The following is a 14,974-nucleotide window of genomic DNA, read 5'->3' as shown; positions in this document are numbered from 1 at the left end:
TCGCTTCCGGTATCTGCCGTCATCGCTGTGCTGCCTCCAAGACCATCCGTGCCATTCTCTCATCCGCATCCCGGATGCCTAGTTTGCGTCCGTGTTCCGCCATGGACTCCAGCCGCGCGTCGTCCGCGAGCAGCGGCAGCAGTTCGGCGCTGACCCAGGCCGGGTTGAAGTGAGCGTCCCTGACCAGCAGGGCCGCACCCGCTGCCACCAGGGCGGAGGCATTCAGGGCCTGCTCGCCGTTACCCACCGGCAGCGGCACAAATACCGCTGGCAGCCCGACGGCGGCAACCTCACAGACGGTGCCGGCACCCGAGCGGCACAGCAGAACATCGGCGGCGGCGTACGCGAGTTCCATCGAGTCGATGTATTCCACTTGACGGTAGTGCGGACCGGCCAGCGGGGATCCGTCGGCGGCCAGCACTTGTTTGCCCGCACCGGTGATGTGCAGCATCTGCACACCCGCAGCTTCGAGCGCCGGTAGGGAACCGGCGATCGTGCGATTAATCTGTTGGGCACCCAGCGATCCGCCCGTAATGATCAGCGTGGCACGTTGCGGCTCAAGTCCCAGCATGGCCCGGGCCTGTTGGCGGGCACCGGCCCGGTCCAGTCCGGAAATTTCCGGGCGCATGGGCATACCTACGAGCTGGCCGTCCTTGATTTCGACCGCCTCGAAAGCGGTCCCCACGGCGCTTGCGAAGCGCGCGCCGAGCCGGTTGGCCAGCCCCGCTTTACTGTTCGCCTCATGGATCACGATTGGGATGCCGCGCTTTCGGGCCGCCAGGTACATCGGGGTGCAGACATAGCCGCCCACCCCCACCAGCACGTCCGCCTTGGCGTCCTCCAGAATGGCGCCCGACTGCCGGATTGCCGCGCGCAGTCGTGCGGGCAGCCGGAGCAGATCCGCCGAGGGCCGGCGCGGGAACGGAACCCTGTCAATGGTGACCAGCTCGAAGCCGGCCGCGGGGACAAGCCGGGTTTCCAGCCCTGATGTTGTTCCGACGGCCAGAACGGAGGCATCCGGACGGGCGCGGCGGAGTGCCTTCGCGATGGCCAGCAGCGGACTGACGTGGCCGGCGGAGCCACCGCCGGCCAGCACAACCGAAAGGCTGCCTTCAGTGGCACCGGAAGCGGAAGGGAAGGGGGTGGTCATGAAGGGATTTTTTCGCTTTCCGGACGGGAACGGGCAAAGGACAGCACGACGCCGACCGCGGCAAGGACCAGAGTCAGGGCACTGCCGCCGTTGGAGATCAGCGGCAGCGGAACTCCAATCACCGGCAGCAGCCCGGTGACCATGGCAATGTTCACGAAGGCCTGGCCGATGATCCAGGCCATGATGCAGCCGCAGACTATCCGAATGAACGGGTCGCGGTGCCGGACGATCACACGGAAGATCGCGACGGCCAGAATGCCATAGAGCAGGACTACGACCAGGGTCCCCAGCAGCCCCAGCTCCTCGCCAATAATGGCAAAAATAAAGTCGTTGTGCGCCTCCGGAATCCAGTTCCACTTTTGCCGGCTCTGGCCCAGGCCAACGCCCCACCAGCCGCCGGATGCCAGCGCGTAGAGGCCATTCCGGGCCTGCAGGCAGAGGTCATTGCCGTCATCACAGTTGCCCATCCAGCCGGAAATCCGCGACGTCCGGTTGGAGCTGGTCAGAGCCAGCACGACGGCGGCCAGCACGCCGAACACGCCGGCCGGAATGAACAAACGGGCCCGGGCGCCGCCAAAGTACAGGCCAGCCGCCACAATGCCCATCAGGATCACGCTGGTCCCCAGGTCATGGCCCAGCAGCACCAGTCCGATCACGACAGCGGCCGCGGGGACCACCGGGATAATGGCGTGCTTCCATTGCAGGATCAACGTCCCCTTGCGTGCCAGCACTGCGGCCATCCACAGGGCAAGTGCAAGCTTCGCCGCTTCCGAAGGCTGCGCGCTGAAGCCGCCGATGCGCAGCCAGTTGCGGTTTCCGCCAACGCTCTCGCCCAGTGGAGTAAAGATCACCATGGCAAGCAGCACGATCGCCAACAGCAGGGCCGGCCACGCCAGTTTCTTCAGCCGCCTGATGCTGGTGCGGGACAGCACAAACATCAGCACTACGCCAAAGGCACCAAAGGCGCTCTCGCGCAGGAACAGGTTGTAGGGGTCCTTGCCCTGCGAAATCACTTCAACAGCGGAGGAGGACAGCACCATCATCAGGCCGACGCATGTCAGCGCCAGGGTTGCGCCCAGAATCAGGTAATAGCTGGAGCCGTTGCTGGGCCGGTTACTGCCCTCCACCCGGGGCCAGAACTCGCGGAAGAACCGACGCAGACTGGAATTGCCTTTGGTCCGCGCGGCGGTTTGGGATCCGGGACGCGCGGTGGCTCCGGTGCGTTTGCCGGCTGCACCGGAACGGCCATCCCGGCCGGCACCCGGACGGGGCGCGGGCTTGAGCGCGCGCAGCGCCGCAGGAACGGACCGTTTCGAAGCGGATGCGGCGGTCGATGCCGCCCGTGCGGTGGACGGGGTCCCGCCGCGAAGGTTTGGCCTAACGGGCGTGGTGACCATTTAAAGCTCCTTGCTGGTCGTCGCCTGCCCTTCCAGCAGCTTCCGGACGGCGTCGATGAACGCGTCGCCCCGATGAGCATAGGAAGAGAACTGATCCATTGATGCAGCGGCCGGTGCCATCAGCACGGTGTCCCCGGCCGCGGCAAGCCGGGCTGCTGCTGCCACGGCCCCGGCCATGACAGCCCGCCCCAGGTCGGGCGGTGCCGAAACTGTCTGCACCATTTCAGTTTGCGGGCTGCCCGCCTCGATCACGGGGACATCCGGTGCGTGTCGCGCCAATGCCACCCGCAGCGCCGCGGTGTCCGTTCCGATCAGCACGACTGCCTTCAGCCTGGCGGCGTGGCTGGAGACCAGCGGGCCGTAATCCACCCCTTTGGAGAGGCCGCCGGCAATCCAGATCACCGGCGAAAAAGCCGCCAGCGATGCGCCCGCGGCGTGCGGGTTGGTGGCCTTGGAATCATTGACCCAGAGCACGCCATCCCGCGTGGCCACCGGCTGGATCCGGTGCTCGCCGGGTTCGTAGCGGCGCAGGCCCTCACGCACGGCGTCCGGTTCCAACCCATACGCCCGCACCAGCGCGGCGGCGGCCAAGGCGTTCGCAACCAGATGTCGGGGCACCAGCTCTCCAATGTCCGCAACGGAGGCCAGTTCGACGGCGGAATCCTTGCGTTCGGCGATAAAGGCCCGGTCCACCAGCAGTCCTTCGACCACCCCAACCATGCTGATGGCCGGCACACCGGTGGTGAATCCCACGGCACGGCAGCCCTCAACAACGTTGGCTTCTTCCACCATCCGCTCGGTCTCAATCTGGTCAGCGTTGTAGACGCAGGCAGTCCTGGTATTGGCGTAGATCCTGGCCTTGTCCGCGGCGTAATCCTCAAAGGAGCCGTGCCAGTCCACATGATCTTCGGCAATATTGAGGCAGACGCTGGCCACCGGCGACACCGAGGAAGTCCAGTGCAGCTGGAAGGTGGACAGTTCGACGGCCAGGGCGTCATAGCCAACCGGGTCCCGGATGGCATCCAGAATGGGGGTTCCAATGTTGCCGGCCGCGATGGCGCGCAGGCCACCGGCCTGCAGCATCGACTCGACCATCGAGGTGGTCGTGGTTTTGCCGTTGGTGCCGGTGATGGTGATCCACTCGGCCGTCTTCCGCCCGGCCCGGGTCCGCAGCCGCCAGGCCAGCTCGACGTCGCCCCAGATGGGGATACCCTCCCCGGCCGCGCGCTGCAGCAGTGGGTGCGAGGGCCGCAGTCCGGGGCTGGTCACCACCAAGTCGGCAGGTCGACCATCCACCAAAGGCAGCACGGTGGACGTCGCGGTACCCAGCAGAACGTCCTTAACACCCACAATCCGCAGCGTTTCCGCCTTCCGTACTGCGTCGTCGTCGTCCGAGGCGGCCACCACCACCACCTTGGCGCCGAGCTCGGCGAGCGTATCAGCGGCGGAGAATCCCGTTTTGGTGATTCCGGTGACCACTACCCGCAGGCCGGACCAGTCGTCATCCCAGCTCTGCAGCGCATCGAGCCGGCTGGCGGCAGTCATATTTGCACAATCCATTCGGCATAGAAGGCCCCCAGGCCGACGGCCACCATCAGGCCGCAGAGGATCCAGAACCGCACCACCACTGTGACCTCGGCCCAGCCCTTGAGCTCAAAGTGATGCTGCAGCGGCGCCATTTTGAACACGCGCCGTCCTTTGGTGAGCTTAAAGAACCCCACCTGGATGATCACCGAGAGCGTGATCAGCACAAACAGTCCGCCGATGATCGCCAGCAGGATTTCGGTCCGGGACAGGATGGCAAAGCCGGCCACGGCACCACCAATGGCCAGCGAGCCGGTGTCGCCCATGAAGATTTTGGCGGGCGAGGTGTTCCACCACAGGAAGCCGATCAGCGCCCCGAAGATGATCACCGCCAGCAGCGCAAGGTCCAGCGGGTCACGCACGTCGTAGCAGACGTTGTGTGTGCTGGCACGGACGGATCCGCAGCCTTGGTTGCTCTGCCAGATGCCCATCAGGGTGTATGCCCCGAAGACCATCACCGATGCGCCCGCGGCCAGCCCGTCCAGGCCGTCCGTCAGGTTCACCCCATTCGTGGCGGCTGTGACAATCAGGTTGGACCAGATCACGAACAGCACCACGCCAAGGGCCGCGCCGCCGAAAGCAAGGTCCAGGCCCGGAATGTCTCGGGCAAAGGAGATTTTGGTGGTGGCCGGCGTCTGGCCCAGTTCGTTTGGAAAGTTCAGTGCCAACACCGCGAAGGTGATGCCGACGGCGGCCTGCAGGATCAGTTTCGCTTTGGCGTTCAGTCCCAGACTGCGCTGTTTCCTGATCTTAATGAAGTCATCCAGGAAACCCACCATGCCCATTCCCACCATCAGGAACAGCAGCAGCCAGCCGGAGACGCTGGGACCGGAGGACGTGGGATTGATCATCCACAGCACCAGATGCGTGATCAGGTAGGCGAAGACCACCGAGCCGACGACGACGGCGCCGCCCATTGTGGGCGTGCCCCGTTTGGTGTGGTGCGAGGTAGGTCCGTCGTCACGGATGAACTGGCCGTAGCCTTTGTTGACGAGCAGACGAATGAAGAGCGGGGTGCCGATCATGGCCAGGGATAGTCCCAGACCGGCGCCGATGAGCAAAGCAATCATGGCGTCCTCGTCCCTTCGGGGTCGGCGGGTTGGCCGGTTGTTGGCAATGCTATCCGATCCCCCAGGAATCGCAGCCCGGCACCGTTGGAGGACTTGAACAGAACGATGTCCCCGGGACGAAGTTCGCGGGCCAGCAATTCATAGGCTGCCTCGGCGTCCTCAACAAAGACCGACTCGTCCCCCCAGGACCCTTCCATCACCGCCGCAACATGCATGGCACGGGCCGGTGTTCCCACCACCACCAGACGGGAGATGTTCAAACGAACAGCAACCCTGCCGATCGCGTCGTGGGCGTTGATGGAGTCCTCGCCTAGCTCCAGCATCGGTCCGAGCACGGCCCAGGTGCGCCGTTCGGCGCTGCCGTCGGTGCGGCCGAGTTCGGCCAGCGTCCGCAGCGCGGCCCGCATGGACTCCGGGTTGGCGTTGTAGGCATCGTTAATGACGCTCACGCCGTCATCGCGCTCGGTGCGTTCCATCCGCCAGCGGCTGGCGGCTTTTTGCCCGCTCAGCGACTCCGCGATCAGTTCCGGGGACGCTCCCGCCAGATGCGCCGCGGTGGCTGCGGCCAGCAGATTCGTCACATGGTGCAGGCCAAGCAGCTTGCTGGAGAGGGCATGGCGAACACCCTCCGGCTCATCCGTAAACCGCAGGTCGAAAACCGGGTGTCCGTGCCGGTCCGTGGTCGCGTCCAGCGCCACTGCAGCCGGTCCGAGGCGCGCTGCGGCGCCGCTGCCTACCTGGCTGCCGGTGCCAAAGAGCGCAACGCGGGCCGACGTCCGGGATGCCATGGCACGCACCCGGTTGTCATCGCCATTGAGTACAGCGAACCCGGACGGGGACAGCGATTCGACCAGTTCACCCTTGGCCCGGGCAATGTTTTCCACCCCGCCAAACTCCCCGGCATGCGCGGTGCCCACCCCCAGCACCACACCAATGTCCGGGTGCACCAGCGATGCCAGGTAACCCACATGGCCAATCTTCGTGGCACCCATTTCGATCACCAGGAACCGGGTTGAGAGGTCGGCTCCGAACACCGTCAGTGGAACGCCCACCTCGCCATTGTAGGAACCCTGCGGCGCCACCGTCGGGCCCAGCCGGGACAGGACGCCGGCCAGCAGGTCCTTTGTCGTGGTCTTTCCCGCCGAACCGGTAATGCCGATGACCGTCAGCTGACCCGCGGCGCGGATCCGGCGCACCACCTCGGCGGCGAGGGCACCCATCGCCAACACCGCGTCCTGGACGATCACCGCCGGAAAGGCTGCACCGCCGTCGTCCGCGACATCGCGCTCCGAAAGCGCCAAGACGGCACCGGCAGCGAAGGCGGCCGGAAGGAAGTCATGGCCGTCGGAGAACTCCCCGGGCTTGGCGACATAAAGCGAGCCGGAACGAACCTCGCGGGAGTCCGGAACGATCGCCGAAACCGCAATCCGCAGTTCGGGCACCGCGGTTGCGCTCAGTCGTCCATGGGTTATTGCGGCGATGTCCGCCGCGCTCAGTTCAATCATCTCGATCTAGGACTCTATCTTGGAAAAGGGTTCCGGGGTGAATCCGAAGTGCGTCAGCGCCCGGCGCAGTTCCACCCTGTCGTCCAACGGCAGCATCACGCCCTGGACCTCCTGCCACACCTCATGTCCGCGCCCGGCGACCACGATGATGTCCTGTTCACGGGACTGTTCGACGGCCTTGAAAATGGCGTCCGCCCGGGGAAACACCTCCAGGATCTCCCGGTTCAGCGCTTCGTCGGCGTTGGCCATCCGGGCGCCGGCGAGCACGTCCCGGCGGATGCTGGCCGCGTCCTCATCATGCGGGTCATCGTCGGTGATAATCACCACATCGGCAAGCCGGACGGCGATGGCTCCCATGGTGGGGCGCTTCGTGGCGTCCCGCGCCCCTGTTGCGCCGAAAACCACGATTACTTTGGCATCCGCCGCTTCGCTTTCGGAGGTCGGTGCGGCAGTTGCACCGGAGGTGGGTGCAACCGTTGGCCTGACGGCCCGCAGCACCAGCTCCAGCGCATCGGGGTTGTGGGCAAAATCCACGAGGGCTGCCGGCTTCCGGCCCACCAGCTGCATCCGGCCCGGGACCTGGACCGTGAACGGGTCATGGTCATCCAGCGCTGCCTGCACCGATTCCAGCGGCACTCCGCTGGCCAGCACCATCAGCGCCGCCAGTGCGGCGTTGGAAACATTGAAGCGGCCCGGCAATCCGGTGGCGGCACGCAGCTCCCGGCCATCGCCGCAGCGCAGCACGAATGAACTGCCAAGTCCCTGGGCGCGCACGTCGGTGACCCGCCAGACGTTCCCAGACCCGGGTACGGCGGATCCGGCGCCACCCGGGTAATCGTCTCCGGTGGTGAGCAGCGTCGTCGTCGGAATGCGGCTGGCCGCTGCCATCTGCCGTCCCCACTCGTCGTCGACCGTTATGACCGCATGCCGGGCCCGCTCGGGCGTGAACAGCTCCGCTTTCGTGCCGAAATACTCCTCCATCGTGCCGTGCAGGTCCAGATGATCCTGGGTCAAGTTCGTGAAGCCGGCGGCGTCGAAAACCACACTGTCCACCCGACCGAAGGAGAGCGCGTGCGAGGAAACTTCCATCGAAGCGGCGTCCAGCTTTCGCTCCCGCATCAGCGCCAGCAGCGCATGTACGTCCGGCGCCTCCGGAGTCGTGAGCTGACTGGGGATGGCGGCCGATCCGGCCAGGATTTCAATGGTGCCGATCAAACCGGTGGTCCGGCCCAAAGCCCGCAGCAGGGAATTGATCAGGTAGGTGGTGGTGGTCTTGCCGTTCGTCCCCGTGACCCCCAGCAGCGGCATGGCCGGCTCCCGGTCCGCTGGACCATAGATGAGGGCCGCGAGGCTGCCTATGACGCTGCGCGGAGAGTCCACAGTCAGCACCGGGACCTGCAGACCGACGCCGGAGTTATGCTCGGCCTGCTCCGCCTGCTCCGCCTGCCCGGCCTCGGCAAAAGGACGAAGCCTGCTGAGCCGGCGGGCGCCGTCGGCATCGGTCAGGATTGCCGCCGCACCCGCCTCCACCGCCTGCACGCCAAAGTCGGCGCCGTGCGCCTTCGCGCCAGGCAAGGCCAGGTACAGGTCGCCCGGGCGAACCATGCGCGAATCCAAGGTCAGTCCCGTGACTGTGATGCCGCCCCCGCCCTGAAGAGCCGCTGCGCAGTGCCGCGCGATCTCCGCCAACTCCCGCGGACGGACCTGGTTCGGCCGCAGGGATGGTTCGCCCTCGGGCGTGGAGTTCTGATTTTCAGTCACGATAATGCTCCGCTGGCTTCTGCCCGGATTCAGGCGTCCGGTCGGGTGGATTGGGCCGTACAACTGGGCGCATCAGCGCGATGCATCAGGACCATGCGCTAGTACATTTGCGCCAATGCGACAGATTTGGTGGTGGACGGGGGAACGTTGTAGGTGTGCAGGACTTGTCCCATTACGGAATTAAACACCGGCGCCTGTGAAATACCGTAGATATTTCCCTGCGGCCGCTGCACCGTCACCAGCACCACGTACTGCGGATCCTCCATTGGAGCCATCCCGACGAACGATGCGGTGTAACCCTCGAACCCCACACCATTGTCCTTCGGCGCCTCCGCCGTGCCGGTCTTGCCTCCCACCCGGTAGCCGGCAACCTTGACGTCCTTGGCGTCGCCGGCGGTGACCACGCTCTCCAGGAGATCCTTAACCTGCTGGTCGCTTTGGGGGCTAATGACCTTGGTACCGGGCTGCTGGGCCACCTTATGCACGGTGCCATCCGGATCAATGTAGGAATCGATCAGTTGCGGCTTGAGCCGGACACCGTTGTTGGCAATGGTCTGATAAACCATGGCGGTCTGCAGCGGGGTCTGGGAGACGCCCTGGCCAAAGAGCACGGTGAACTCCTGCCTGCCATCCCACTGCTCCGGCTGTGCCAGAATGCCCTTATTCTCCCCCGGCAGGGGAATGCCTGTGCGTTGCCCGATGCCGAAGTTATGCAGGTAGTCGTAGCGCTTCTGTTTGCTCAACTGCTCCCCCACCATCACGGTTCCGGTATTCATGGAATCGCCGATGATGCCGGCGAAGGTCCGCCGCTGGTAACCGTGCTCGAAGGCGTCCGAAAAGGTTTGCCCGTGGGTGCTGTACGTCGGCGGCACCAGCACATGGGAGATTGGGGTGATCTTGCCTTCGTTGATCGCCGCGGAAGCCGTAACGGTTTTCTCGGTGGAACCGGGCTCGACGGCGGCAGTCACGGAACGCGCACCGCGGTCAATGGCGGCGGTGGCACCGGGGTCATTCGGATCCACGGTGTTATTGTCCGCCATGGCCACAATCCTGCCGGTCTTGGCCTCCACCACAACGATGTTGCCCCATTGTGCACTGAATTTCTTGACCTGGTCGTTGATGGCCTGCTGGGCATAATACTGAATGTCGCTGTTGATGGTCAGCTTCACCGTTTGGCCGTCAACAGCGGGCGTGATTTCGTCCGGTGCCGTCGGGATGACGATGCCGTTCGCGCCGCGCTGGTAGGTGCGGGAACCGTCCGTACCGGTCAGTTTTTGGTTCATGGTCTGTTCCAGCCCGGCCAGCGGCGTGCCATCGGAGCCAAGGAATCCCACCAGGCTTCCGGCCACCGCACCCTGTGGATACACGCGCTGGCTGGTCGGCTGCGCATAAATGCCCGGCAGCCCCAGCGCCATCACTTTGGTTTCCAGCTCCGGTGTGACGCCCTTGGCGACGTAGGCAAAGTTGGAATTCCCTGTCACAGCTTTTCGGACGTTCGTCTCGGAGAGCCCCAGCACGGAGGTCAGCTCCGCAATACCCTGATCCCGGGAAATCTCCTCTACTTTTCCCTCGGCGTTGCGGCGATTGAACGATGCGGCGTCGGTATTGTTCTTCGGTGAGACCGTGATGTCGTAGCGAATCACGCTGCGCGCAAGGACTTTGCCATTGGCGTCGACGATCTCCCCGCGGGTGGCCGGAAGTGTCTGCGCCACGGTGCGCTGGCTGATCGCGGCCTCAGCCATGCCACCCATATCAAGCCCCTGCACGAGGAACAGCTTGCCGGTAATGATGAGCAGCAAAGCGAGCATCAGGCCCAGACCAATCCTCAACCGGCGGGTAGCGGTCTTTGCGGTCCGGGACCGGAGGGTGGAATTCCGGCCTCTGCTGTTAGTGGGTGCCACTGCTGTTCCTCATTACCTAGCCTTCGCAGACAAGCTGCATTTCTGGTGGCAGCACCCCGCCAGGCTGCCATGTATTCGGCAGCGCCGCCCTAGCCGTGCTTCTGCTGGGGCGACGGAATGCTGCCGCCGTGGAGATCCTCCGCCGGAGGGGCCACGACGTGTGCTGCCGGCACCGCGGTATCCGGCACCATGACCGGGTCCGGTGCCGAAGCCGGCGCCGGATCCGCAGCGGCCGAAGCCGCCGCCTGCTGCCCGTCGACGGCCGGAGGTGCCATGACGGTCATAGGCTTATCCGCCGCGGTGGCGGGCTTGGGGCTGCCGCTGATTGCCATTGTCTTCAAGTTGATCTGACCCATCGAGTTGGAACTGACCATTCCCAATTCTGCCGCCTTGGCGACCAAATTCTGGGGAGCTTCGGCGTTTTGCACCTGCTGTGTCAGATCCTGATTGGCCTTGAGCAGGTCCGCTTGCTGCCCGGTGAGTTGCACCAGCTGGTACTGCCCGCTGGAAACCGAGATATTGAGCACCAAAACGGTCATCAGCGCGGCCACCAGGGTCAGGAAGCAGAAGACGACGAAGGGTGTGCGCCGCCTGCGCGGAGTCCCGGCGACGAGCGAGAGCGGCGTTCGCACCCTGGCCGTCTCCTGGCCATCGGTCCCCGGCCGGGCAGGGACCGGCCCGAAACCCTGCAGGGTACGCGCCGTATTGCCGAGGATCGACTGAAAATTACTGGGTGCCGCGGCGCTCATGCTGCTCTCCTGTTTCGGATTCGTTCCACTGCCCGCAGCCGGGCCGAGGCCGCCCGCGGATTTTCTGCCGTTTCGGCGGCCGTGGGTACTTCGGTGCCCTTGGTCAGCATCTTGAGCACGGCCTTATGCTCTTCCAACTCCACTGGGAAGCCCAACGGAGCGGACGATTTCGAGCCGGCGGCAAAGACCGTCTTGACGATCTTGTCCTCCAGCGAGTGGTAGGACATAACCACGCAGCGGCCATGCAGAACCAACGCGTCCACTGCGGCCGGGACAGCGCGCTCCAGTACGTCGAGTTCCTCGTTGACTTCGATGCGTAAGGCCTGGAAGGTCCGCTTGGCTGGATGTCCACCGGTCCGGGCGGCCGCGGCAGGCACGACCTGACGGATCTGCTCCACCAGCTCGCCGGTGGTGCGCAAAGGTGCCTGGGCCCGGGCTGCCACAATCCGGTTCGCAATTCGACCGGCGAACTTTTCTTCACCCCAACGGCGGATGATGCGCACCAGGTCCTCTTCGCTGTAGCCGTTGACGACGTCAGCGGCGGTGCGGCCCCGGCTCGTGTCCATCCGCATATCGAGCGGAGCGTCGTAGGAGTAGGCAAAGCCGCGTTCCCGCTCGTCCAACTGCAGCGAGGAAACGCCGAGGTCCATCAGAACGCCGTCGACGCCGTCGAACCCCAAGTCCGCCAGCACATCGCCGATCTCGTCGTAGATTGCATGAACCAAATCGGTACGCTGTTGGAATGGGGCGAGCCGTTCAGCCGCCAGCGCCAGCGCTTCGGTGTCACGGTCGATGGCCACCAGATGCAGCTGTGGAAAGCGCTGCAGGAGCGCTTCGCTGTGGCCACCCATGCCCAATGTCGCATCGACGACGACAGGGGTGCGGTCGGCGCCGATGGCCAGTTCGATGGCCGGTGCGAGGAGACTAATGCAACGCTCCTTCAGGACGGGAACGTGACGGTCCGCAGTGGGCGGCGTTGCCTCGTTCCCCGTCATGCCGTCTCCTTGCGTTGAATCCTGAGTTGCAGCCCGCCCGGCACCGGCTCGGTGCCGACGAGCCGTTTCTTAAGCCAGATCCCCATCCGCGCCGAGCCCTGCTCCGCCTGGCTCCGGGGAAGGTGAGCCAGGTTGAGAGTGCTGGGCGGCTGGAGATCTCGTTCAAGAACCCTGCTGTCCGTGTTTCGTCGTGGTGCTGCCGGTGAGGCATCTTTTGCTGGTTAGTTTCACCGTTGTACTGCTGATTGTTCGTACCTGCGTTGATTCGTACCTGCGTTGATTCGTACCGCTGCGAAGGCCGTCAGTTGATGCCCGGCATGTTTTCCTCGTCCGTATCGGAGAAGGAGTCCTCAGACGCTGCAAGGTAGTCCACCCAAGCCGTGGCATCCCAGATCTCTGCCCGGGCCCCGACCCCAATTACGATCAGCTCACGGTCAAGACCGGCATAGTCCCGCAGCGCCGGCGGAATGGTCACCCGTCCCTGCTTGTCCGGAACCTCGTCTGAGGCGCCCGACAGGAAAACCCGGAGATAATCACGTGTCCGCCGGGAGGAGATTGGAGACCTCTGCATCTGTTCGTGGGTTTTCTCGAACTCAGCCCGAGAGAAGACGTAGATGCAGCGCTCCTGCCCACGCGTAAGCACCAGCCCTTCGGCCAGTTCCTCGCGGTATTTGGCCGGAAGAATGACTCGTCCCTTCTCATCGAGACGCGGCGAATACGTTCCGAGAAACATCGCCACTCCCTCTTAGAGACCCACCTGCAGAACCACTCATACCCACCACCCTCTTACTTGCTCCACTTTACTCCACAATGCCCCACGGTCAACGCCACATACGGGAACGGCTGGGCGTGTTGCGATGAGGACCCGCGCCAGAGCTGCGAACCGGCGGTGGGTGGCCGGTGGAGGGATTTCAGCGGCACGGCCGTTGCGCCGAACCTGCGGGCGAGCTTAAATGCGAAAGACCCGCTACCGCGGGTCTTTTCGAGCCACCGCCTCGTCCGGTGGTGGAATGTGGAGGGTGAAGTTACGTCACTTGGACCCGGGCTACTCGCCGCGCCGCCGCTGATCCCATCGTTCTTCCAGGCTGCTCATGAACGAGCTTTTGGATTTTCCGCCACGCCCGGCACTGCCGCCGGACGATCGGAGCGCTCCTCGGCGCAGCGTGGCGAAGTAAACGCCCGCCCCCATCACGACAAAGCCGGCAACGCCCAGCGGAATGAACTGCCAAGCCACTCCCATCAGAAGGATGAGAACGCCTGCTATTGCAACCAGCACACCTATGACAATGTGCCGAGTTGACAATAACCGCGCCGGATCCGAGCCCAATGAACTGGCGAATTTGGGATCTTCGGCGTGCAACTGCTGCTCGAGCTGGTCCAGCAACCTCTGCTCGTGCTCCGAAAGGGGCATCTCGACCTCCTTCAGGTCATTACCGTGGGGACTTCATCCTAAGTAACGAACGACGCCGGAAGGTTAGTTCCCTGCCGACGCCTCGCTTCCAAGCTCACTGCCTAGAACTAAGAATAGGCTTGTTTGGACGGAACTGAAACCCGTCCCAGCAACGGTGCAACAGCCCGTGACCGGTCGCCTCAGCGCGGTGCTCCACCGGTATTTTCGCCTCGCGCTGTCGATCCCGTTTTCGGCGCTGAAGTTCGTGCTGCCGTTCTGGTCTCCAGCAGTCTGGCCGGAACGATTTTCCGCGGGCCGAATTTGGCCGCCACCGCATCGAGGGCAGCCTCCGCCGTCCTCCAGTTGTCCTCACGCCGGTCCAAACTGAGCTGGAACGACGATTGCCCGGCCGGTTCCAGCGCTTCGGCCCGCAGCCCGATCAGACGCACCGTCATCGGCCTGTCCCCCAGTGCTTCCAGCAGCTGTACCGCCGTGGCATAGAGCAGTTGTGCGCTGTCCACGGGTGAGCCCACGGTGCGCGAGCGGCTCAGCACTGAAAAGTCCGCGTACTTGACCTTGAGCACCACGGTGCGCGCCACGACGCCGGATTGGCGCAGGCGCTCCGCGCTGCGGTGAGCCAATCGAAGCAGCTCACGCTTGAGGGCCGCGTCATCGGAGGTGTCCGTGGCAAACGTTGATTCCGCCCCGATGCTCTTTTCCGCCCGGACCGGCGTCACGGGACGGGGATCGATGCCCCAGGACAGCCGGTGCACGTGTTCGCCGGTGACGCCCAACACCTTACGCAGCACCGGTAGAGGCGTCGCTGCGACATCGGCCACCGAATGGATACCCAGCCTGGCCAGCAGTTGGACTGTCTTTTGGCCAACGCCCCAAAGTGCCTGCACCGGCAGAGTATGCAGGTACGCCACTGTCTCGTCCCGCGGAATCAGCAGCATTCCGTCCGGTTTGCACCGGGTGGAGGCAATCTTCGCGACGAATTTCGTGGACGCTATACCTACGGAAGCGGTAATGCCCAGCTCCGCAGCGACCCGCCGCCGGATCAGTGCACCGATGGCCAGCGGTGGGCCGAGCCGGCGCATCGAACCCGCGACATCCAGGAAAGCCTCATCGACGCTCAGCGGCTCCACCAGATCTGTGATGGAATTAAAAATCTCCATCAGCTGGCCGGACACCTCGTAATAGAGCTGGTGGCGGGGTTCAATAATGGCGGCCGCCGGACAGAGCCGCATCGCGGCGGCCATCGGCATCGCGGAGTGGACGCCCACTGCCCGCGCTTCATAGGAGGCCGACAGCACTACGGAGCGGCCCGCGGGAAAGCCTACAATGACGGGTCGGCCCAGCAGGTGTGGAGCATCAAGTAATTCAACCGAGACAAAGAACGCGTCCATATCAACATGGAGAATATGAGCGCTGCGGTGCTCAGCCGAGGCTGCGGCGGCCCCCACATCCTC

General features: G+C 64.5%; 12 protein-coding genes. All 12 read right to left on the bottom strand.

All coding sequences use genetic code 11. The features are described 5' to 3' along the window. Positions 1-19: 19 nt before the first annotated feature. Positions 20-1,150 (bottom strand): undecaprenyldiphospho-muramoylpentapeptide beta-N-acetylglucosaminyltransferase, encoded by a 1,131-nt coding sequence (gene murG, locus IV498_RS04050; protein WP_269045270.1) that lies wholly within the window; start codon positions 1,148-1,150, stop codon positions 20-22. Continuing rightward, positions 1,147-2,547 (bottom strand): putative lipid II flippase FtsW, encoded by a 1,401-nt coding sequence (gene ftsW, locus IV498_RS04045; protein ID WP_269045269.1) that lies wholly within the window; start codon positions 2,545-2,547, stop codon positions 1,147-1,149. The genes murG and ftsW overlap by 4 nt, the downstream gene beginning before the upstream one ends. Then, positions 2,548-4,092 (bottom strand): UDP-N-acetylmuramoyl-L-alanine--D-glutamate ligase, encoded by a 1,545-nt coding sequence (gene murD, locus IV498_RS04040; RefSeq protein WP_269045268.1) that lies wholly within the window; start codon positions 4,090-4,092, stop codon positions 2,548-2,550. After that, positions 4,089-5,201, bottom strand: a complete 1,113-nt coding sequence (gene mraY, locus IV498_RS04035; protein ID WP_269045267.1) for a phospho-N-acetylmuramoyl-pentapeptide-transferase — start codon at positions 5,199-5,201, stop codon at positions 4,089-4,091. The genes murD and mraY overlap by 4 nt, the downstream gene beginning before the upstream one ends. After that, a complete protein-coding gene (locus tag IV498_RS04030; RefSeq protein ID WP_269045266.1) occupies positions 5,198-6,706 on the bottom strand; it encodes a UDP-N-acetylmuramoyl-tripeptide--D-alanyl-D-alanine ligase in 1,509 nt (502 codons plus the stop codon). Before IV498_RS04030 ends, mraY begins: the two co-directional genes overlap by 4 nt. 6 nt (positions 6,707-6,712) lie before the next feature. Next, complete coding sequence (locus IV498_RS04025) at positions 6,713-8,467, bottom strand: UDP-N-acetylmuramoyl-L-alanyl-D-glutamate--2,6-diaminopimelate ligase (protein WP_442951275.1); 1,755 nt, start codon at positions 8,465-8,467, stop codon at positions 6,713-6,715. 98 nt (positions 8,468-8,565) lie between these two features. Continuing rightward, positions 8,566-10,275 (bottom strand): peptidoglycan D,D-transpeptidase FtsI family protein, encoded by a 1,710-nt coding sequence (locus IV498_RS04020; protein WP_269045312.1) that lies wholly within the window; start codon positions 10,273-10,275, stop codon positions 8,566-8,568. Between the two features lie 182 nt (positions 10,276-10,457). After that, positions 10,458-11,117 (bottom strand): hypothetical protein, encoded by a 660-nt coding sequence (locus tag IV498_RS04015; protein ID WP_269045264.1) that lies wholly within the window; start codon positions 11,115-11,117, stop codon positions 10,458-10,460. Continuing rightward, positions 11,114-12,112: a 16S rRNA (cytosine(1402)-N(4))-methyltransferase RsmH gene (gene rsmH, locus IV498_RS04010; protein ID WP_269045262.1), complete on the bottom strand. Its 999-nt coding sequence runs from the start codon at positions 12,110-12,112 to the stop codon at positions 11,114-11,116. The genes IV498_RS04015 and rsmH overlap by 4 nt, the downstream gene beginning before the upstream one ends. A 301-nt stretch (positions 12,113-12,413) precedes the next feature. Further along, complete coding sequence (gene mraZ, locus IV498_RS04005; protein WP_269045261.1) at positions 12,414-12,845, bottom strand: division/cell wall cluster transcriptional repressor MraZ; 432 nt, start codon at positions 12,843-12,845, stop codon at positions 12,414-12,416. Positions 12,846-13,157: 312 nt separating this feature from the next. After that, complete coding sequence (locus IV498_RS04000) at positions 13,158-13,523, bottom strand: DUF3040 domain-containing protein (RefSeq protein WP_269045260.1); 366 nt, start codon at positions 13,521-13,523, stop codon at positions 13,158-13,160. Between the two features lie 179 nt (positions 13,524-13,702). After that, positions 13,703-14,968: a DNA polymerase IV gene (gene dinB / locus IV498_RS03995; protein ID WP_269045311.1), complete on the bottom strand. Its 1,266-nt coding sequence runs from the start codon at positions 14,966-14,968 to the stop codon at positions 13,703-13,705. Positions 14,969-14,974 lie beyond the last annotated feature (6 nt).

This window comes from Paenarthrobacter sp. Z7-10, from assembly GCF_026932795.1.
GTDB lineage: Bacteria > Actinomycetota > Actinomycetes > Actinomycetales > Micrococcaceae > Arthrobacter_M.
Note: the sequence above shows the minus strand (reverse complement) of the source record. Positions and strands in the feature narration are given on the sequence as shown.